Annotated in this window: 23 protein-coding genes; 10 read left to right on the top strand and 13 right to left on the bottom strand. The window is 73.0% G+C overall.

The genetic code is table 11. The annotated features are described in order from the left end of the window. Positions 1 to 9: 9 nt before the first annotated feature. The 5 genes from AMY39116_RS43495 to gap all read right to left on the bottom strand — a co-directional run bounded on the left by AMY39116_RS43495 (position 10) and on the right by gap (position 5,470). The gene (locus tag AMY39116_RS43495) at positions 10 to 687 is read right to left on the bottom strand and encodes a hypothetical protein (RefSeq protein ID WP_020420149.1); all 678 of its coding nucleotides are present in this window, start codon (positions 685 to 687) and stop codon (positions 10 to 12) included. An 11-nt stretch (positions 688 to 698) separates the two neighbouring features. Beyond that, positions 699 to 2,573 carry an ATP-dependent zinc metalloprotease FtsH gene (gene ftsH / locus AMY39116_RS0323875; RefSeq protein WP_027936186.1) on the bottom strand — a complete coding sequence of 625 codons (1,875 nt, stop codon included), beginning with the start codon at positions 2,571 to 2,573 and terminating at the stop codon, positions 699 to 701. Positions 2,574 to 2,690: 117 nt separating this feature from the next. Continuing rightward, on the bottom strand, positions 2,691 to 3,857 hold the full coding sequence (locus AMY39116_RS0323870) for a site-2 protease family protein (protein ID WP_020420147.1): 1,167 nt from the start codon (positions 3,855 to 3,857) through the stop codon (positions 2,691 to 2,693). A gap of 10 nt (positions 3,858 to 3,867) precedes the next feature. After that, complete coding sequence (locus tag AMY39116_RS0323865) at positions 3,868 to 4,434, bottom strand: fructose 1,6-bisphosphatase (RefSeq protein WP_020420146.1); 567 nt, start codon at positions 4,432 to 4,434, stop codon at positions 3,868 to 3,870. Between the two features lie 13 nt (positions 4,435 to 4,447). Then, positions 4,448 to 5,470 carry a type I glyceraldehyde-3-phosphate dehydrogenase gene (gap, locus tag AMY39116_RS0323860; protein WP_020420145.1) on the bottom strand — a complete coding sequence of 341 codons (1,023 nt, stop codon included), beginning with the start codon at positions 5,468 to 5,470 and terminating at the stop codon, positions 4,448 to 4,450. 197 nt (positions 5,471 to 5,667) lie between these two features. Between gap and AMY39116_RS0323855 the strand changes: the two genes are divergently transcribed. Beyond that, positions 5,668 to 6,177, top strand: a complete 510-nt coding sequence (locus AMY39116_RS0323855; protein WP_051123589.1) for a hypothetical protein — start codon at positions 5,668 to 5,670, stop codon at positions 6,175 to 6,177. Between the two features lie 60 nt (positions 6,178 to 6,237). On the opposite strand, the gene AMY39116_RS0323850 is transcribed toward AMY39116_RS0323855, so the two are convergent. Next, on the bottom strand, positions 6,238 to 6,501 hold the full coding sequence (locus tag AMY39116_RS0323850) for a 2TM domain-containing protein (protein WP_027936184.1): 264 nt from the start codon (positions 6,499 to 6,501) through the stop codon (positions 6,238 to 6,240). A 177-nt stretch (positions 6,502 to 6,678) separates the two neighbouring features. On the opposite strand from AMY39116_RS0323850, the gene AMY39116_RS0323845 reads away from it, so the two are divergent. Genes AMY39116_RS0323845 through AMY39116_RS0323830 form a run of 4 tightly spaced genes read left to right on the top strand, consistent with a single transcriptional unit; the run spans position 6,679 to position 8,713 of the window. Next, the gene (locus AMY39116_RS0323845; RefSeq protein ID WP_020420143.1) at positions 6,679 to 7,572 is read left to right on the top strand and encodes a universal stress protein; all 894 of its coding nucleotides are present in this window, start codon (positions 6,679 to 6,681) and stop codon (positions 7,570 to 7,572) included. 12 nt (positions 7,573 to 7,584) lie between these two features. Continuing rightward, complete coding sequence (locus AMY39116_RS0323840; RefSeq protein ID WP_063710180.1) at positions 7,585 to 8,190, top strand: HPP family protein; 606 nt, start codon at positions 7,585 to 7,587, stop codon at positions 8,188 to 8,190. A gap of 48 nt (positions 8,191 to 8,238) precedes the next feature. Further along, the gene (locus AMY39116_RS0323835; protein ID WP_020420141.1) at positions 8,239 to 8,463 is read left to right on the top strand and encodes a hypothetical protein; all 225 of its coding nucleotides are present in this window, start codon (positions 8,239 to 8,241) and stop codon (positions 8,461 to 8,463) included. Then, positions 8,453 to 8,713, top strand: coding sequence for a DUF1918 domain-containing protein (locus AMY39116_RS0323830; RefSeq protein ID WP_020420140.1), 261 nt, complete (start codon positions 8,453 to 8,455; stop codon positions 8,711 to 8,713). The genes AMY39116_RS0323835 and AMY39116_RS0323830 overlap by 11 nt, the downstream gene beginning before the upstream one ends. A gap of 23 nt (positions 8,714 to 8,736) precedes the next feature. Here the strand turns inward: AMY39116_RS0323830 and AMY39116_RS43490 are convergent, their stop codons facing one another. From AMY39116_RS43490 to AMY39116_RS0323815, 3 genes are all read right to left on the bottom strand, one after another. Then, entirely contained in the window at positions 8,737 to 9,051 is a 315-nt protein-coding gene (locus tag AMY39116_RS43490; RefSeq protein WP_020420139.1) for a hypothetical protein, read from the bottom strand. Continuing rightward, on the bottom strand, positions 9,048 to 9,296 hold the full coding sequence (locus AMY39116_RS0323820) for a PLDc N-terminal domain-containing protein (protein WP_020420138.1): 249 nt from the start codon (positions 9,294 to 9,296) through the stop codon (positions 9,048 to 9,050). The genes AMY39116_RS43490 and AMY39116_RS0323820 overlap by 4 nt, the downstream gene beginning before the upstream one ends. Before the next feature lie 569 nt (positions 9,297 to 9,865). Beyond that, complete coding sequence (locus AMY39116_RS0323815; RefSeq protein ID WP_020420137.1) at positions 9,866 to 10,420, bottom strand: TetR/AcrR family transcriptional regulator C-terminal domain-containing protein; 555 nt, start codon at positions 10,418 to 10,420, stop codon at positions 9,866 to 9,868. A gap of 112 nt (positions 10,421 to 10,532) precedes the next feature. On the opposite strand from AMY39116_RS0323815, the gene bioB reads away from it, so the two are divergent. Genes bioB through AMY39116_RS0323800 form a run of 3 tightly spaced genes read left to right on the top strand, consistent with a single transcriptional unit; the run spans position 10,533 to position 14,019 of the window. Next, entirely contained in the window at positions 10,533 to 11,594 is a 1,062-nt protein-coding gene (bioB, locus tag AMY39116_RS0323810; RefSeq protein WP_020420136.1) for a biotin synthase BioB, read from the top strand. Then, complete coding sequence (locus AMY39116_RS0323805) at positions 11,594 to 12,853, top strand: adenosylmethionine--8-amino-7-oxononanoate transaminase (protein WP_020420135.1); 1,260 nt, start codon at positions 11,594 to 11,596, stop codon at positions 12,851 to 12,853. Before bioB ends, AMY39116_RS0323805 begins: the two co-directional genes overlap by 1 nt. Further along, positions 12,850 to 14,019 (top strand): 8-amino-7-oxononanoate synthase, encoded by a 1,170-nt coding sequence (locus AMY39116_RS0323800; RefSeq protein ID WP_020420134.1) that lies wholly within the window; start codon positions 12,850 to 12,852, stop codon positions 14,017 to 14,019. Before AMY39116_RS0323805 ends, AMY39116_RS0323800 begins: the two co-directional genes overlap by 4 nt. On the opposite strand, the gene AMY39116_RS0323795 is transcribed toward AMY39116_RS0323800, so the two are convergent. Genes AMY39116_RS0323795 through AMY39116_RS0323785 form a run of 3 tightly spaced genes read right to left on the bottom strand, consistent with a single transcriptional unit; the run spans position 13,965 to position 15,823 of the window. Continuing rightward, positions 13,965 to 14,405 (bottom strand): VOC family protein, encoded by a 441-nt coding sequence (locus AMY39116_RS0323795; RefSeq protein ID WP_039791722.1) that lies wholly within the window; start codon positions 14,403 to 14,405, stop codon positions 13,965 to 13,967. The two genes, AMY39116_RS0323800 and AMY39116_RS0323795, sit on opposite strands and share 55 nt — an antisense overlap. Positions 14,406 to 14,450: 45 nt before the next feature. After that, a complete protein-coding gene (locus AMY39116_RS0323790; RefSeq protein WP_020420132.1) occupies positions 14,451 to 15,002 on the bottom strand; it encodes a TetR/AcrR family transcriptional regulator in 552 nt (183 codons plus the stop codon). Between the two features lie 5 nt (positions 15,003 to 15,007). After that, positions 15,008 to 15,823 (bottom strand): mycofactocin-coupled SDR family oxidoreductase, encoded by an 816-nt coding sequence (locus AMY39116_RS0323785; protein WP_020420131.1) that lies wholly within the window; start codon positions 15,821 to 15,823, stop codon positions 15,008 to 15,010. A 143-nt stretch (positions 15,824 to 15,966) separates the two neighbouring features. On the opposite strand from AMY39116_RS0323785, the gene AMY39116_RS0323780 reads away from it, so the two are divergent. Next, entirely contained in the window at positions 15,967 to 17,253 is a 1,287-nt protein-coding gene (locus AMY39116_RS0323780) for an MFS transporter (RefSeq protein WP_020420130.1), read from the top strand. Further along, positions 17,250 to 18,563: an alpha/beta hydrolase gene (locus tag AMY39116_RS0323775; protein ID WP_020420129.1), complete on the top strand. Its 1,314-nt coding sequence runs from the start codon at positions 17,250 to 17,252 to the stop codon at positions 18,561 to 18,563. The genes AMY39116_RS0323780 and AMY39116_RS0323775 overlap by 4 nt, the downstream gene beginning before the upstream one ends. Here AMY39116_RS0323775 and AMY39116_RS0323770 read toward each other — a convergent pair. Beyond that, the gene (locus AMY39116_RS0323770) at positions 18,530 to 19,012 is read right to left on the bottom strand and encodes a MarR family winged helix-turn-helix transcriptional regulator (protein WP_020420128.1); all 483 of its coding nucleotides are present in this window, start codon (positions 19,010 to 19,012) and stop codon (positions 18,530 to 18,532) included. The genes AMY39116_RS0323775 and AMY39116_RS0323770 overlap by 34 nt on opposite strands. Between the last annotated feature and the right edge of the window lie 62 nt (positions 19,013 to 19,074).

Genomic DNA, 19,074 nt, shown 5'->3' with positions numbered 1-19,074 from the left:
GGCGCACCTTCAGTGGGCGACGTCGACGACGACCCGGCGGTAGGAGTCGTCGAGCACGGTGAACACACGGAACGGCAACCGCTCCCGCACGCCGGCGGCGAAGGTGCTCTGTCCCTCGAACGAGCCCGCGAAGCGGACTTCGTGCAGCGCAGCCCAGTCCCGCAGCTGGTCGGTGGTGTAGAGGCGGTCGCCGACGGCGGCGAGCAGGCGTCCCGGCGCGTGCCCCGACGAGTCGTAGCCGAGCGCGGGCGCCCGCACCACGATCTCCAGCGCCGCGCCGCCCGCGACCGGGACCGGCTCGCCCGAGCCGTCCGCGGTCACCACGTCGGTGTAGCGCAGCGCGTACCCGGCTTCCTCCGGGCCGTTGACGTCGAACACCAGCCGGTCGAAGCAGCCGTGCTGGCCTGCCCGCACCAAGTACAGCGCCTCCGGCGCCATCGCGCCGGCCTCCTGCGGCCAGGTGGTCCAGCCGGCGGTGATCCCGCAGCCGCCTGGCCCGGGTGGCGCCGTCCGCATCGGGCCGCGGCCCATCGGTCCCGGGCCGGGCGGCTGGGGGCTGGTGACCGGCGCGGGGATCGAGCTGCCCGCGGGCGCGCCGGGCCGGGGCGCGGGCGGCGGATCAGCGCCGCACCCGGTGGTCAGCGCCAGCGCGACGGCCGCCGCGACCGTGATCAGGAGTGTGCGCATGCCGTGTCCTTTCACGACGCCAGGGTTCGCTGCGATCGTTCGGCGCGCAGGGCTTCGGTGACCGCGCTGCCGTCGACGGTCTCGTGCTCCACCAGCTGGGCGGCCAGGTGTTCCAGCGCCACACGGTGGTCCTGCAGGGTGCGGACGGCGAAGTCTTCGGCCTCGCGGAGCAGCCGGGCCACCTCGGTGTCGACGATCCGCTGGGTCTCCTCGGCGTAGTGCCTGGCCGTCTGTGGCGGTCCGCCGAGGAACGCCGGTGTCGCGGTGGGGTAGCCGACCGGGCCCAGCGCGGGGGAGAGGCCGAACTCGGTGACCATCTTGGTGGCGAGTTCGGTGGCGTCGGCGATGTCGTTGGCGGCGCCGGTGGAGCCCTGCGCGAAGGTGACGATCTCCGCCGCCCGGCCGCCCATCCGCACGGCGAGCAGGTCCCGGAGGTAGGCCTCGCTGTAGAGGTGCCGTTCGGCCTCGGGCAGTTGCTCGGTGCTGCCCAGCGCCATGCCGGCGGGCAGGATGGTCACCTTCGCGACGGGATCGGCGTGGTCGCACAGCGCCGCGATCAGGGCGTGCCCGGACTCGTGCACCGCGACGGCGCGCCGTTCCTCGGGGAGCAGCGCGTTGGAGGTCTCGCGGCGGCCGAGCAGCACGCGGTCGCGGGCGGCGGCCAGGTCGGCGGCGCGGATGACCGTGCGGTTGTCCCGCACCGCGTTGATGGCCGCCTCGTTGACCAGGTTGGCCAGGTCGGCGCCGGAGAAGCCTGGCGTGCCGCGGGCGACGACCTCCAGGTCGACGTCCTCGCCGACGTGCTTGCCGTCGACGTGCACGCGCAGGATCGCCAGCCGCTCCTGCTGGTTGGGCAGCGGGATGGTGACCTGCCGGTCGAAGCGGCCGGGCCGCAGCAGCGCCGGATCCAGCGACTCGGGCCGGTTGGTGGCGGCGAGCACGACGATCCCGCTGCTCTGGTCGAATCCGTCCATTTCGGACAGCAGCTGGTTGAGGGTCTGCTCGCGCTCGTCCTGCCCGCCGAACCCGTTGAGCCCGCGGCGGCTGCCCACGGCGTCGATCTCGTCGATGAAGATGATCGCCGGGGCGCGGTTGCGGGCTTCGGTGAACAGGTCCCGCACCCGGGAGGCCCCGACCCCGACGAACATCTCGACGAACGCCGAGCCGGTGACCGACAGGAACGGCACGCTGGCCTCGCCGGCGACCGCACGGGCGATCAGGGTCTTGCCGGTGCCGGGCGGGCCGACCATGATCACGCCGCGTGGCCCCTTGGCGCCCGCTGCGGCGTAGCGGCCGGGGTTGCGCAGGAAGTCGACGACCTCGCCGATCTCCTGTTTGACGCCCTCGTAGCCGGCGACGTCGGTGAAGCGGGTGGTCGGGCGCTGGGCCTCGATGATCTTGGCCTTGGCGCGGCCGAACCCCATGACACCGCCGATCGGCGAACCCTGCGCGCGGCGGCCCATCCAGAAGAACAGGCCGATCAGCAGCACCACCGGCAGGAAGGTGACCAGCAGCGAGGTCCACGACGTGTGCAGCTTGCCGGAGACGGCGACGCCGTGGTCGGCCAGCCTCCGCTCCAGCCCGGTGTCGCCGAGCGCGGTCGGGACCTGGCTGCTGAACGCGGTGCCGTCGCGGAGGGTGCCGGTGACCGTGCCGACGTCGTCGACGGTGACCTTCTCGACCTGGTTCGCGTCGACCTTGGCCACGAACTCGGTGTAGGGCAGGGTCGATCCGCCGGGCGAGAACAGCCAGATGGGCCCCAGCACCGCACCCAGCACGACCAGCCACAGCAGGGGCGACAACCAGCGCTGCCAGGCCGGCGGCTTCGGCGGCTGGGGTTTGGGCGCGGGATCGGGCGGGGGCCCTGGCTTCGCCGCACGCGACATGTCGGGTGTCCTCTCCTCCGGTGGGTCTCCGGTTCAGCCAACCGCGATCTCCCCGGCGCGGGGGAGCGGCGAAAGTCCCCGGCCGCGGTGGCGGAAGGCCCTGCCTCCCGGGCGGCGTCACGCCTGGGAGCGCGGCTCGGCGGCCGGCGCCTCCGCCTGCTTGCCGAGGACGGCGAGTTCGACCGTGCGGACGAGGTCGTCCGCGGTCACGGCGCCCGCGAGCCTGCCGTGGTCGAGGACGACCAGCAGGTCCCGGCCGGGCCGCAGGGCGGTGCGGGCGAGCACGTCGGCGAGCCGCTCGTCCGGGCCCGCGGTCACCGCGGCGTCCAGCGGCCGCGCGACGTCGGCGAGCCGGGTCTCGAAGCGCAGCCGCGCGGGCAGCCGGGCCAGCTCGCCCAGAGTGACCACACCGAGCGGGGCGCCGTCGAACGAGACCACCGGGAACACCCGTGTCCTGGCGGCGACCGCGACGGTGTCGAGGAACGCCTCCACGGTCAGCCAGCCGGGCGCGGTCACCGGGGCGGGATCCAGGACCGCTCGCACCGTGCGGTCGCCGAGCAGGGACCGGGTGGTGTCCCCGGTCAGCTCGGCCTGCGCCGCGGACACCAGGAACCACCCGATGAGCGCCAGCCACAACCCGCTCAGCTGCCCCAGCACGAGCACTTCACTGACGCCCAGCACCATCAGCAGGACGCCGAGCACCTGGCCGGTGCGCCCGGCGACGAGCGCGGCGCGGGCGCGGTCGCCGGTGCGCTTCCACACCGCGGCACGCAGCACCCTGCCTCCGTCCAGCGGTGTGCCGGGCAGCAGGTTGAACAGCGCCAGCACGACGTTGGTGATCCCGATCCAGGCGATGCCGGTGGCCACGAGCTCGGGCAGGACGCCGGCGGCGAGGAACGCGGTGCCCCAGCACAGGCCGCCGAGCACGAGGCTGATCGCAGGCCCGATCGCGGCGATGACGAAGTCCGCGCGCGGGTTCGGCGTGCTGCCTTCCAGTTCCGCCGCGCCGCCGAGCAGCCAGAGCGTGATCCGCTTGACCCCGACGCCGTAGTGCCTTGCGGTGACCGCGTGCCCCAGCTCGTGCGCCAGCAACGAGGCGAGGAAGCACACCGACGCCGCCACCGCCGTCCCCCAGTACGCGCCGGTGGCGTGACCGGGGGCGGCGGCGGGCAGGACGGACGTCGCGATGACGTCGGTCAGCAGCACCAGGATGACCAGCACCGACCAGTGCGCGCCGACCGGCACACCGGCGTACCGCCCGAGCGGGATCGTGCCCCGGAGCACCGCGGGCTCCTCAGTGCCCGGCCGGCACGGGCTGGGCGGGCAGCGGCTGCCAGCGGTCGATCAGCCGTTCCTCCAGCGCGTGCATGGTGGTGTACTCCAGGTCCTCCAGCGCGAGGCGGTGCGGCTCGAACGGCCCGTGGCGGCGCAGGTAGTCCATGATCTCCCCGGCCTGTCGACGCGCTCCGTCGAACCGCGCCGGGTGCGACTCCGACACCGGCACGACGGGCGCGTGGTGCGAGCCGCGCATACAGCCGACCAGGGAGTGTGGAAACGCGATGAGCAGGTCGTAGATCCGTTCCGGGCAGTCGAAGACGATGCGGCTCTCCTCGTAGAGGTCGTAGACCTCGAAGGAGAACCCGGAGCGCATCTTGTGCGGCCGGAGGTTCCATGCGCCGGGCCCGGTCTTGTCCGCCAGGAAGCGGATCACCGGCTCCGCGTATCCGGCGCCTACGCCGCGCAGCTTGCCGCTGAACGCGTCCGAGAGCAGGTCCTGCGCGGTGGAGAGCATCTCGGGGTGCACTGCCGAGTGACCGACGAACCCGCCGGTGTCGGCCTTGATGCTGCTGCACGCGGTCATGGCCGGCTCTTCCTCACAGGCTGTGGCCGATGAGCTCGACCAGGTCGAGGGTGCGCTGGCTGTAGCCCCATTCGTTGTCGTACCAGCCGAAGACCTTCACGAGGTTGTCCTCGGTCTTGGTCAGGCTCGCGTCGAACACGCAGGATGCGGGGTCGCCGATGATGTCGCGGGAGACGATGGGGTCCTCGGTGTACCGCAGAATCCCCTTGAGCTCGCCGTCGGCGGAGACCGCGAAGGCGCGGTTGACCTGCCCGGGCGTGACCGGCTCCGAGACCTCGACGGCGAGGTCGGTGAGCGAGCCGTTCTCGACCGGGACGCGGACGGCGACCCCGTCGAGCTTTCCTGCCAGGTCGGGCAGGACCTCGCCGACCGCCTTGGCGGCGCCGGTGCTGGTCGGGATCATGTTGACCGCGGCCGAGCGCGCGCGGCGCAGGTCCTTGTGCGGGCCGTCGAGCAGCGCCTGGTCGTTGGTGTAGCTGTGGATCGTGGTCAGCAGGCCGCGCCGCACCCCGAACGCCTCGTGCAGCACCTTGACCATCGGCGCCACGCAGTTGGTGGTGCAGGAGGCGTTGGAGACGACGTCGTGCGCATGCGGGTCGTAGTCGTCCTCGTTGACGCCCATCACGATGGTGGCGTCGACACCCTTGCCGGGCGCGGAGATCACCACTTTGCGGGCGCCCGCGGCCAGGTGCGCCGCGGCGGCCTCCCGTGTGCGGAACCGGCCGGTCGACTCGATGACGACGTCGGCGCCGAGCGCCTCCCAGGGCAGGTCCGCCGGGTCCGGGCAGGAGCTGACGTGCACCCGGTGCGCGCCGACCTCCAGAACCGGCCCGAAGTGCCCGCCATCGTGGACCTCGACGGGCTGCCGGAGCGGCCCGAACGTCGAGTCGTAGCGCAGCAGGTGCGCGAGCGTGGTGGCCGAGGCCACGTCGTTGACGCCGACCACTTCGATGTCGCTGCCCGCGCGGTCGAGCACTCCGCGCAGGAGGTCCCGCCCGATCCTGCCGAATCCGTTGATGCCCACCCGGACCGTCATGCTTGGCTCCTCTCCCGGAAAAGGCCGATGCTGCTGCTCCCGCGGCGGCCGGCCCAGGGCCGAAGTGCCCGTCCGCCACGGGCGGTTCCGTCCTTCCTGCCCGGGACTTCGGGCCCTGTTCCGGGGACCACCGGCTCTTTCGCCGCTTTCCGCTCCCGGCGGTTGATAAGGCGGGGGACAGCAGAAAGGGGACCGCCATGACCACAGTCGCCCGGACCGCCGCCGCGGTGGCCGCGCTCGTCGGCGCGCTCACCGCGTGCGGCGGGGACGACAACCCGCCGCCCGCGCCGCAGACCAGTTCCGCGCAGCCGGCGGGCCCGACCTCGCCGAGCGGGCCTGGCCCGGCGACCACGACGAGGAAGACCACCACCGCACCCCAGACCCCACAGACCACGAAGACCGCGCAGACCCCCGCGCCGGGCACGACCATCGCCGGGGAGGGCATGTCCGCCGCGGACGCCGCCGCCCTGCAGCAGTCGGTGGACCAGGGGCACCAGCCGTGGCGGCTGGACGTGGCGGCCGTGGCCGAAGCGTTCGTGCGGTCCCGGCTCGGCTGGAGCGGCGCGGACGTCGCGCTCGCCGACCCGCACACCGCGGAGGTGATCAACACCGCGACCGGCCGCATCGTGAGCCTGCAGCTGCGGCAGCCGGCACGCGCCGGCGACGGCGGGATCTGGGTGGTGGACAGCGGCGTGTGGATCAGCTGAGCCCGGACGACGCCCAGTCCGATGTGGCCCGCGGAGCCGCACGGGGCCGGTGCGACGCGGTCACGGCATCCGGTCCATCTCCCTGCGGATCCGCCTCTCGCTGGGCGAGTTCGGCGCGAACGTGTCCCAGGTGTGCATGATCAGGCCGAAGCCCCAGAGGGCGAGCGGGAACATCGGCCAGAAGAACCCGGCGCCGGTGAGCGCCCAGATCCCGACGGCGAATCCGTTGAAGAGGACGAAGACGAGCGCGTGCGCGTAGTAGTCGTGCTTCCGCTTGAGCCGCGCCAGTGCGAGCCGGCGACGGTCGGGTTCGGTGTCGGTCACGGTGACCACCTCCTTGGCGCTTCCACCGTGCGCCCGCGGCTCGCGCGTGCACGACGGCCGCTGGTCCCCGGTCCCCGGGACCTTGGGCCCGGCGACCAACGGCAGGGCCGGAAGTCCCTCCGGCCGGTGACCATGGCCTGCTGCCCGCGGGCGCCTCGTCTCCCTACGTTCGTGGGCATGACCATGAGCAGCGCGCAGGACGCGATCGTCGCCGGGATCGACGGATCCGAACATTCCCTCCGGGCACTGCGGTGGGCCGCCGCGAACGCGCGGCGCCGCCACGAGCCACTGCACGTCGTGTACGCGTTCGCCCCGCTCGCCGGGTTCTACGGGGCCGGGATGCCGGTGCTGCAGAACGCCTACGACGAGCTGGTGCGGGTGGGCGAGAAAACACTGGCGGACGCGGCGCGCACCGCCCGCGAGGTCGCCGGCGACGAAGTCACGATCACCTCGGAGATGCCGGACGAGCCGGCGGCGCCCCTGCTGGTGTCCCGGTCCCGCGGCGCCCGGATGATCGTCCTCGGCAGCTCCGGCGCCGGCGGCTTCACCGGCATGCTCACCGGATCGACCACGGTCGAGGTGTCGGCCCACGCGCAATGCCCCGTCGCTGTCGTCCGCGGCCGGGACACCGAAGACGGCCCGGTGGTCGTCGGCGTGGACGGCAGCGCGAACAGCGAGCGGGCGCTGGACACGGCGTTCGAGGAGGCGTCCTGGCGGGGCGCGCCGCTGATCGCGGTGCACGCGTGGAGCGACGACCAGTTCACCGGCTACTACGGGGCCCTGCCGCTGGCGGTGGACTGGGACGAGATCGAGCAGGACGAGCAGCGGTTGCTGGCCGAGCAGCTGAGCGGTAGGCAGGAGCGGCACCCGGACGTGAAGGTCGAGCGGGTGGTGGTGCGGGACCGGCCCCGGCACCAGCTGCTCGAGTGGAGCGCCCAGGCCCAACTGGTCGTGGTCGGCAGCCGCGGGCGCGGCGGGTTCGGCGGGCTGCTGCTCGGTTCGACCAGCCAGGCGCTGCTGCACCACGCCCAGTGCCCGGTGATGGTGGTCCGTCCCGAACACGAGCGCTGAAACGAGAATCCCATGCGAGCGAAAGACATCATGAGCACCCCGGCCGTCACGGTCGAGCCGGGCACGCCCGTCAAGTCGGCGGAGTGGCTTATCGCCCAGCGCGGGTTCACGGCCCTGCCAGTCACCGAGGAGGACCGGCTCGCCGGGATCGTCACCGAATCCGGCTTCGTTGCCGACCGCTTCCGCGGCGAGGGCACGAAGGTCGCCCGCCGGGTCGGCGAGGTGATGACCACCGATGTCGTCACGGTCGGTCCGGAGACCGACGTGACCGAGGTGGGCCGCATGATGGCCGGCCGCGGGATCCGCGCCGTCCCGGTGGTGGACGGCAACCGGATCGTCGGCGTGATCACCGCGCGCGATCTGGTCCGCGTGCTGGCCCGGCCGGACGCCCTGCTGGAACACGACATCCGCGCCCGCCTGGCCGTGCTCGGGCGGGCGGACCGGTGGTACGTGGACGTCAAGGACGGCCGGGCGCTGATCCTCGACAGCGAGGGCGGGCAGCGGGACGACGAGATCGCCGCGGCGCTCGCGGAGGGCGTGCCGGGCGTGATCGAGGCGCGGTGTTATGCGGGAGACGTCGAGCACTTCGACGCCGTCGAACGCGTCCCGAGGGCCTGAACCCCTGGCATGCGGCACCAAATCCGACCTGAGAACGAGGCCCCACTGATGTCCTGCCACCCCGCCGGCCCGATCGTGGTCGGCTGGACCGCGGCCGAGGCACGACTGCGGCGGCTTCCGCTCAACCTGCGGGTGCTCGCCGGGACAGCGATCGAGCGCAACTCCACGATCGTCTTCCCGGCGCAGCTGATGAGCAGCTTCCGGTCGCTCAACTCGTTCACGGGGTCCGAGATGGCCGGCGACGGAGGGGAACCGGTGGATCATGCGCGCTGAACCAGGGGACTGGCTGGTCATCAAGTCGCCCGTGATCGGGCAGCCGGCGCGGCGCGGCCAGATCATCGAGGTGCGCTCGCCCGACGGTGCGCCGCCCTACCTGGTGCACTGGCTGGAGGACGACCGGATCACGCTGGTGTTCCCGGGGCCGGACGGGCACGTGGCGGCCGCCGCCGAGCAGGCCGCGGCCGACGAGCGTGCGCGGCACCGGTTCGAGCGGCTCCAGGAGGAGATCGCGCACCACCGGTGAGCGGGCTTCCCGAGCCGCCGTGGTCAGGACTTCCGCCGTCGCCGCCTGGCTGGTGCCGTGAACACGGGGCGGCTGAAGATCGAGCTCATCAGGGCGATGCCGAAGACGAAGCCGAAGTTGTACCAGTTGCCGTTGTTGTGCACCTCGTAGATGCCGACACTGTCGTCGAACAGCGAGACGATGAACGCGATCGGGCAGATGATCCCGTGCCACAGGCCGAGCCAGAACCCGGCCGGGTCGGGCGTGCTCGCCGCGGCGTCGTTCGGTCCCGCCGCGCACGCGGCGACCAGCAGAGCGGTGACCAGGACCAGCCCGGCGATCCGGGCGCGGCCCCTCACGGGTGCGCCGGTTCCGGCTCGATGACCGGCTTGCGGCCGAAGCGCCGGTAGGCCAGCGGGCCGAGGAAGTTCACGGCGATCGCCAGCGCCCAGGCGCCCTTCGGGCCGCGCACGGATTCGGCCGGGCGGCGGGACAGGTCCCACCACGCGTCGGCGGCCAGGGCCACCTGCAGGGCTGCCGCCGCGACGATGGCTCCCTGCTCGGTCCGGCTCAGTTCGCGCCAGTGCCGGTGCGTGTGTCGCATGGTTCCTCCTCGTCGGCTCTACGGGTTCAGCGTGTGCGAGCGGCGCCGCCGCGGGAAACGGGCGTAAGCCACCCGTGGCGAGGACCTAAGTCAGCACCTGCGCCGGGCTTCTGTCCGATGTGGCCGCCGCTGCCCGCGCCGGCGCACTGCCGCCGTGACGCTGTTGTCCGAGGGTGAACTGCACGTGCACCGGATGCACGCAGCGGGCGTGGACCGGGCGCGGGCGGGGACACCCGGCTGATTGGAGAACGCCCGCTCCACCGAAGCCTGGCGATGGGGCGGCCGGCCGCCGGGCGAACGGCTCGAGCACGTGAACGGCGGATTGGAACCGGCGTGTCTGGACCGGGATTCCACTGGCGCGATCGAGCAGCACACGCGCGGCCTTGGCCGGGTCGATCGGGTCCGGCGGCAACGTGCTGCGGTTCGCGTTGGACGTGACCGACCACGAGCGGGCCGAGGCGGCGGTCGCCGTTGCGGAGGAGTCGAAGTTCGGGCACTCCGTCCCGGACTTCGCCGCACTGCTGGAGGAACTTGCCGCGGCCGTCCTGGTGAGCTGCTCCGGAGAGTGGTCAGCGGCGGACGCGCGAGCGGATGCCGTCCAGCAGCAGTTCGATTCCCTGCTCGAAGTCGCCGGGGCCGCCGGGTTCCCGGTCGATCGCCCCGGCGCTGGAGGCCTGCAGCGCCGCCTGTTCGTCCGCCGTGTGGCCGAAGACCAGGTGCAGCAGCGCCCGGGTGCCGACGTCGGCGAGGTCGTCCGGCAGGCCGCCGTCGCGCAGGGCCTCCCGCAGCTGCGCAGCCGGTTCGCCCGCGCCGAGGCCGAAGGTGTGCGCGGTGGCGACCACCTCGGCGCCGTCCCGGTAGGCCAGCATCGCGTCGCGCAGTTCGGCGCAGATCTCCACCGCCCGCTGGTCCCACTCGGCGGCCCGGCGCTCACGCTTGCCGCGTTCGAGGATTTCGTCGGCGACCGCGGCCAGCAGCGTCTGCTTGTTCGGCACGTGGTGGTAGAGCGCGCTCGGTTGCAGCCCGAGTTCGGCGGCCAGCCGGCGCATGGTGAGCGACTCCAGGCCGTACTCGTCGAGGACCTCGATCGCGCGCTCGACGACATCGCGCCGCTGGTAGCGCACGCCGGACTCCTCCCGTTGACCTGTTCGCGGCGCCCAGTGTACCGTCAGCGCCGCTCACCCGAACACCGTTCAGGTTGTAATCGAATAGTCACTCTGAGTCAGGAGAAAGTGGATGGGCTCCAGGTTCGAGCAGCTCGCCGACGCGGTCCTCGCCGGGGTACCCGCCGGGCCCGGCGACGCCCTCGCCGTGCTGGGCGCCGACGACGCCGAAGTGCTGTCCGTCGTCACCGCGGCGGGCAGGCTGCGCCGCGCGCACTTCGGCAACACCGTCAAGGTCAACTACCTGGTGAACCTGAAGTCCGGTCTGTGCCCGGAGAACTGCAACTACTGCTCCCAGGCGCTCGGCTCCGCGGCGCCCATCCTCAAGTACTCCTGGCTGTCCACGGAGGAGGCCCTCAAGCAGGCCGGCGCCGGGATCTCCGGTGGCGCCGGGCGGGTGTGCCTGGTCTCCTCCGGGCGCGGACCGTCCAACCGGGACATCGACCGCGTCGCGGAGATGGTCGGGGCGCTGAAGGCCGAGCACCCGGACGTTGAGGTCTGCGCCTGCCTCGGCCTGCTCTCCGACGGGCAGGCCGAGCGCCTCGCCGACGCCGGGGTGGACGCCTACAACCACAACATCAACACGGCCGAGAGCCACCACCACAACATCGTCCAGACCCACACCTACGCCGATCGGGTGGACACCGTGGAGAAGGCGAAGCGCGGCGGGCTGTCGCCCTGCTCGGGACTCATCGCCGGGCTGGGGGAGACCGACGAGCAGCTGGTCGAAGCGCTGTTCGCGCTCAAGGAGCTGGACGCCGACTCGATCCCGGTCAACTTCCTGATGCCCTTCGACGGCACCCCGCTGGCGGACACGTGGGAGCTGTCCCCGTTGCGGTGCCTGAAGATCCTGGCCATGGCGCGGTTCGTCTGCCCGGACAAGGAGATCCGCATCGCGGGCGGCCGCGAGATGCACCTGCGTTCGCTGCAGCCGCTCGCGCTGCACGTCGCCAACTCGCTCTTCCTCGGCGACTACCTCACCTCCGAGGGGCAGGCCGCCGAGGCGGACCTGGAAATGATCCGCGACAACGGTTTCGTCGTGCTCGGCTCCGAAGAGGACATCGCGGCACGGGAACCCGTCGACCCGGCGATCCGGCGGCGCGGCGCGGGCACCGCCGTCGTCCCCAACGCCTGATGACCCCTGCCGAGCTGCTCGCGTTCGACCGCGGGCACCTGTGGCACCCGTACACCTCGATGACCGATCCGGCCCCGGTGCGGCTGGTCACCGGCGCGTCCGGCAGCCGGATCACCGTCGACGGCGCCGGGGAGGTGGTCGACGGCATGGCGTCGTGGTGGTCGGCGATCCACGGCTACCGGCACCCGGTGCTCGACGAGGCGGCGCGGCGCCAGCTGGCGACGATGTCGCACGTGATGTTCGGCGGCCTCACCCACGAGCCCGCCGTCGAACTCGCAGCGCGGCTGGTCGACCTCACCCCGGCCGGGCTGGAGCACGTGTTCCTCGCCGACTCCGGCTCGGTGAGCGTCGAGGTGGCGATGAAGATGGCGCTGCAGTACCAGCGCGGCACCAGCCACCCGGAGCGGACGCGGTTCCTCACCGTTCGCGGCGGCTACCACGGCGACACCTTCGACTGCATGAGCGTGTGCGACCCGGACGGCGGCATGCACGCGATGTGGTCGGGGGTGCTGCCGGAGCAGGTGTTCGGCGCCCGCCCGCCCCGGTCCGAAGTGGACGTCACCGGGTGGGCGGCGGGTTTCCGCGCGCTCGCGGCCGAGCACGCCGGACGTCTGGCCGGGCTGATCGTGGAGCCCCTGCTGCAGGGCGCCGGCGGCATGCACCCCTATCCGGCGAGCTGTCTGCCGGTCTTCCGGGAGGTGGCCGACGAGCACGGGCTGGTGCTGATCTTCGACGAGATCGCCACCGGTTTCGGCCGCACCGGCACGCTCTTCGCCGCCGACGCCGCGGGCGTGGCGCCGGACGTGATGTGCGTCGGCAAGGCGCTCACCGGCGGTTACCTGTCGCTGGCCGCCACCCTGTGCACGACCGAGGTCGCCAGGGGACTGTCGGCCAGCGACTCCGGTGTGCTCATGCACGGGCCCACGTTCATGGGCAACCCGCTGGCCTGCGCGGTCGCCAGCGCCAGCCTGGACCTGCTGTCCAGTGTGGACTGGCGGGCCGACGTGCTCCGGATCAACGCGGGATTGCAGGCGCTGCACGGGATCGAGGCGGCCGACGTGCGGGTGCTCGGCGCGGTCGGCGTGGTCCAGCTGGACCACCCGGTCGACGTGGCCAAGGCGACCGAGGCGGCGCTGGCGGAGGGCGTGTGGCTGCGGCCGTTCCGCGACCTGATCTACACCATGCCGCCGTACGTGTGCACCGACGACGACATCGCCACGATCTGCCGTGGCATCGCGGCCGCGGCGGCGGTCGCATGAGCTGGGCGGAGTGGCTCGCCGCGCAGCGCGCCGCGCGAGAGGCCGCCGGCCTGCAGCGCACGCTGCGCCCGCGGGCGGCCGGGGATGACCTCATCGACCTGGCGAGCAACGACTACCTGGGGTTGAGCGGCGATCCCGGCGTCCGCCGCGCGGCAGCCGAAGCCGCGCTCGTCTGGGGCGCAGGCGCCGGCGCGTCCCGCCTGGTGACCGGCACGACCACGCTGCACGCCGAGCTGGAGCGCGAGCTGGCCGAGTTCACCGGCCGCGAGGCGGCGCTGGTGTTCTCCACCGGCTACCACGCCAACCTGTCGGCGGTGACCGCGCTGGCGGACCGGGACACCGTGATCGTCTCGGACGCCCACGTCCACGCGTCCCTGATCGACGCCGCGCGCCTGTCCCGGGCCGCCGTCCGGGTGGTCCCGCACAACGACGTCACCTCCGTCCGGGATGCGCTGGCCGCCGCCGGGGGCCGGCGGGCGCTCGTGCTGACCGAGTCGGTGTTCTCGGTCCTTGGCGACGCCGCGCCGCTCGCCGAGCTGGCCGGGGTGTGCGCGGAGCACGACGCGCTGCTCGTCGTCGACGAGGCCCACGGGCTCGGCGTGGCCGGCGACAGTGGCCGGGGACTGCTGCACGGCCTCGGCCTGTCCGGTCATCCGCACGTGGTGATGACGGCGACGTTGTCCAAGTCGCTGGGCGCGATGGGTGGCGCGGTCCTCGGCTCCGCCGCGCTGATCGACCACCTCGTCAACCGGGCGCGCCCGTTCATCTTCGACACCGGGCTGGCGCCCGCGCCCACCGCCGGGGCTCTGGCCGCGTTGCGCACACTGCGCGCCCGGCCGGACCTCCCGGCCCGGATCCACGAGCGCGGCGCGGGACTGGCCGAGCGGCTGAGCGTGCCGCGCTCGGCGGGCGCGGTGCTGTCGGTGCCGATGCCTTCGCCGCGCGCCGCGCTCGCCGCCCAGGCCGACGCGCTCACGGCGGGAGTACGGGTGGGGTGTTTCCGGCCGCCGTCCGTGCCCGACGGGATTTCCCGGCTGCGCATCACGACGCAGGCCGGGCTGGACGAAGAGCGCTGGACGCGCGCGGTCGACGTCTTGGCCCGGATCGCCGCTCAGTCGAGCTCCTCGGCGAGCGCGACGAAGATCCCGGCGGGGCCGCGGACGTAGCAGAGCCGGTAGCTGTCCCCGTACCGCACCACTTCGCCGACGGGTTCCGCGCCGTGCGCCCGGAGGCGGTCGAGCACGTCGTCGATGTCCCGGACGGCGAACATGATGCGGTGCGCGCCCAGCGCGTGCACGGTCTGGGCGCCGTCCGGGCTGGCGGGTGAGTGGTACTTGGTCAGCTCGACCCGTCCGTGGCCGTCGGGGGTCCGCATCATCGCGATGTCCGTCCGGACGCCGTCGAGCCGGAGGAGGCGGTCCACCAGGCTGCCCTCCAGTGTCGCCTCGCCTTCCAGCTCCAAGCCGAGTTCGGTGAAGAACGCCTTGGCGGCGGCGAGGTCGTCGACGACGATGGCGATGTTGTCCATGCGCTGCAGCGCGGTGTCGGTCATGGTGACCACTGTCCCGCCGTCCCGCCGCCCGACGCGAGCTGGAGCTCAGCCGAGCCCGTTCAGCAGCAGGTCCGCCACCACCTTCGCGGCCAGTGGGGGCGCGCCGGGCGTCACCGAGGTCGCCGATGACGTCGCCACGAGCATCCGCGCGGCGGCGTGGTGCCGGGGCGCCGGTCTGGCGTCCCCGGTCACCCGGGCCAGGTAGGCGCTCACCGCCGTGATGATGGAGTCGTGGATTTCGCGGGCGCGGGCCTGCAGCTCCGGGTGGTGCTCGCTTTCCCGGAACACGATCCGGTGCATCGGCGTCTGCTCGCCGAGGTGCCGCGCCAGCCGCCGCCAGAGCTCGGCCACCGCGGCGTGCGCGTCGGGCGGGACGGTGGCCGGCACCAGGTCCGCCAGCGTGCGCGTCGACCGTTCCCGGATCAGCGCCAGCAGCAGGCCTTCCTTCGTGCCGAAGTGGTAGAAGATCAGCCCCTGCGGCACCCCGGCCGCGGCCGCCAGGCGCGCGGTCGACGTGCGCGCGTACCCGCGCTCGGCGAACAGCTCCTCCGCCGCGGCCAGGATCCGGTCGCGGCCGGAGGCGGCGGGTTCGTCCACGGCGCTCAGAACTCGGTCACCCCCGCGTCCGGAGCCAGCTCGTGCGCGGTGACGTACTTCGACTCGTCCGAGGCGAGGAACAGCACCATGTCGGCGACGTCCTCGGGCTCGGTGATCACCACCGGCAACAGGTTCGTCAGCATCCCGGCGAGCTTCGGGTCGCGCTCGAACCCCTTGGCGAACGCGGCCTGCAGCCCCTCGCCGGTCATCCCGGTGTTCACGCCCGTCGGGTGCACGCTGTTGACCCGGATGTTGTGCCGCGCCAGCTCGGTCGCGAAGGCCTTGGCCATGCCGCGCACCGCCCACTTGCTCGTCGTGTACGGCACCAGGAACGGCTGCACCTTCATCCCGGCCGCCGAGCTGATCAGGATGATCGACCCGCCGCCCCGCTCGACCAGGTGCGGCGCGCCCGCCATCACCGTGTTCCACACGCCGCGCACGTTCACGCCGATCGTGTCGTCGAAGATCTCCTCGGTCACGTCGTCCCACGGCGCGGGCACGCAGATCCCGGCGTTGGCCACCACGATGTCCAGCCCGCCCAGCTCGGCGACGCCCGCGTCCACGCCCGCCCGCAGCGCCGCCAGGTCCCGCACGTCCGCCTGCACCCGCACCGCCCGCCGCCCGGTCTTCTCCACCAGGCTCACGGTCTCGTCCAGATCGGCGAGCGTGGGGGAGGCGTAGGTGACGCTGGGCAGCGTGGCGGCGATGTCCACCACGATCACGTCGGCGCCCTCCTGCGCCAGGCGCACCGCGTCCGCCCGGCCCTGGCCCCGCGCGGCGCCGGTGATCAACGCGACCTTGCCCGCAACCCGTCCCGCCATGGTGAGTCTCCTCGTCTCCCGCGCCGTCGCGGGTCGCCGCCGACACTGCCCCTGAGTGAGTACTCAGTCAAGAGCCTTGACGGGTTCGTGCCCCGATGCCATCCTTCCTCCTCATATCAGGGTCTCTGATGATTGGTGGTTCGATGACGCACCAGCCAGCCGTCTCCGCGCAGGCCTCGGGCACCCGCGAAGCCCGGCGGGTCGCCGTGGCGAGTTTCGTGGGCACCGCCATCGAGTGGTACGACTTCTTCCTCTACGGCGCGGCCGCCGCGCTCGTCTTCGGGCCGCAGTTCTTCCCCTCCAGCAACCCCGCGGTCAGCCAGCTCGCGTCGCTGACCACGTTCGCGGTCGGGTTCCTGGCGCGCCCGGTCGGCGGGATCGTGGCGGGCCACTTCGGCGACCGGATCGGCCGCAAGCGGATGCTCGTGATCTCGCTGCTGATCATGGGCACGGCCACCGTGCTGGTCGGGCTGCTGCCGACCTACGCCCAGATCGGCGTGGCCGCGCCGATCCTGCTCGTGGTCCTGCGGCTGGCACAGGGCGTCGGCGTCGGCGCCGAATGGGGCGGCGCGGCGCTGATGGCCGTCGAGCACGCGCCGCCGTCCCGCCGCGGGCTCTACGGCGCGGCGCCGCAGCTCGGCGTCCCGGCGGGCGCGATCGTCGCGAACCTGTTGCTGCTGGTCGCCTCGACCTCCACGCGCGAGGCGTTCGTCGAGTGGGGCTGGCGGCTGGGCTTCCTGGTCAGCTTCGTGCTGGTGATCTTCGGCCTGGTGATCCGGCGCCGCCTCACCGAAAGCCCGCTGTTCGAGGAGGCGGCGCGGCACCGCCCGGCGCGCGTGCCGCTGCTGGAGGTGCTGCGCGACCACCCGCTGGCCGTGCTGCGGGCGGTGTTCGTGACCGGCGCGTCGACCGCGATGGGCTACATCATCCTCACCTACATCCTGTCCTACGGCACCGCGGAAGTCGGCTACTCCCGCAACGAGCTGCTGATCGTCGTGATCCTCACCAGTGTGGTGCAGCTCGGCGCGATCTACGGGCTGTCCGGGCTGGCCGACCGCTTCGGCCGCCGCAAGGTGATCGCCGCGGGCGCGATCGCGCAGGCCGTCGCGGCGCTGCTGTTCTTCCTCGTGTTCGACACCGGCGTGTTCGTGCTGGCGCTGGTGGCGTGCGTGGTCACGGTCATCACGGTGTCCGCCCAGTACGGGCCGCTGCCCGCGCTGCTGTCCGACCAGTTCCCGACCCGCATCCGCTACAGCGGCGTGTCGCTGGGCTACCAGCTGGGGAACGTGGTCGGCGGCGGCCTCGCGCCGGTGGTGGCGACCGCGATCTTCACCGCATCCGGCAGCTCGCTGCTGGTGGGCGTCTACCTCGCCGGGATGGCCCTGTTGGCGCTGGTCGCCGTCGCGCTGACCCCGCGGGGTGAGGCGTGACCCGCCGTCTCGGGGTCCTGCTGCTGGCGCTGGTGCTCGCCGTCGTCCTGCCCGCCGCGCCGGCGAGCGCCGCGACCCGGCTCACCGGGACGTTGCCGAACGGCGCCACCTGGATCGCCGACGTGCCCGCCGGCTGGAACGGCACGCTGGTGTTGTTCAGCCACGGTTTCCGCCCCGGGCCGGACAACCCGCCCGCCGACGCGCCCGACGCGGCGACCGCGCAGGCGCTGCTGGACCGCGGCTACGCGCTCGCCGGATCGTCCTACGCGCACGCGGGCTGGGCGCTCGACACCGCGGTGGCCGACCAGCTCGGCACGCTCGCCGCGGTCGAGGAGCGCATCGGGACCGCGCGCGAGGTGGTCGCGCTGGGGCAGTCGATGGGCGGCCTGGTGTCCGCGCTGCTCGCCGAGGGCGGTCGCGTCGACGGGGTGCTGACCACGTGCGGTCTCGTCGGCGGCGGGGTGAACCTGAACAACTACCAGCTCGACGGCATGCACGCCCTCGCCGAGCTGTTGCTGCCCGGGCAGGAGGTCCAGCTCACCGGGTTCACCACGCCGGCGCAGGCCGCCGCCACCGTCACCGCCCTCACCACCGCGGTGCAGCGGGCGCAGGCCACTCCGGACGGCCGCGCGCGGATCGCGCTCGCGGCGTCGCTGATGAACATGCCGACGTGGTCCACGGGGCCGCGGCCGCCTGCGGACTTCGCCCAGCAGCAACAAGCGCAGTACACGTGGCTGTTGCAGACGCTGCCGTTCGTGATCCCGTCGCGCGTCAGCATCGTCTCGGTGGCCGACGGCGACAGCGGCTGGAACACCGGCGTCGATTACGCGCGGCTGGTGCACCGGTCCGCGCAGCTGCCGCAGGTCGCCGCGCTCTACCGGGAGGCGGGCCTGGACCTGCACGCCGACCTGGACGCGCTCACCCGCGCCGCGGACATCGCCCCCGACGCCGGGGCGCTGGCCTGGATGCGGCGCACGTCGACGCCGACGGGGGAGCTGCGGGTGCCGGAGCTGACCCTGCACACGATCGCCGATCAGCTCGCGCCGGTGGAGTACCAGCGGGACTACGCGCTGCGCGTGGCCCGCGCGGGGGAGAGCACCCTGTTGCGGCAGGCGTATGTGCAGCGGGTGGGGCATTGCGCGTTCACCCCGGCCGAGTACCTCGCCGGGTTGTTCGCGGTGCAGCAGCGCATCCGCACCGACGCGTGGTCGGACGCGGCGCGGCCGGAGCGGCTGCAGGAGGTGGCTTCGACGATCGGGGACGCGGCGTTCGCGCGTTACTCGCCGCCGCCGTTCGTCAACGCGCGCTGAGCGTTGGCGTGCGAGGCGAGCATGCCGTAGCCGTCCTCCAGGTCCCGGCGGAACCCGGCGCGGCGGTCGTCGTCCATGCCGGAGAGCATCCGGTCTTCGAGCTCCCGGACCAGCGGCGTGCACTCGTCGAGGACCTGCTTGCCGCGCTCGGTGAGGGTGGCGAGCAGGACCCGGCGGTTGGCCGGGTCCTCCGCGCGCTCGATGAGCCCGTACTTCTCCAGCGTGAGCACCATGGTGTGCATGGTCTGGGGCCGGACGAACGAGCGGCGCGCGAGCTGCGCGGACGACAGCCCGTTGCGGTGCCGCAGCGCGGTCAGCGCGGTGTACTGCAGGGTGGTCAGCCCGAACGGGCGCAGCGCGTCGTCCATCAGCGAGCGGATCACCAGCTCCAGCCGCTTGACCAGGTAGAGGGTCAGCGGGGCGTCCTCGGCGCGGGATTCGGTCACCACCCCATGCTGCCACGGTCCGCTGTGGACTCCGCGCGCACCAGCCAGTCCTGGTGGCTGGTGCG

This window comes from Amycolatopsis sp. ATCC 39116 (assembly GCF_000231075.2).
Lineage (GTDB): Bacteria > Actinomycetota > Actinomycetes > Mycobacteriales > Pseudonocardiaceae > Amycolatopsis_E > Amycolatopsis_E tucumanensis.
Note: the sequence above shows the minus strand (reverse complement) of the source record. Positions and strands in the feature narration are given on the sequence as shown.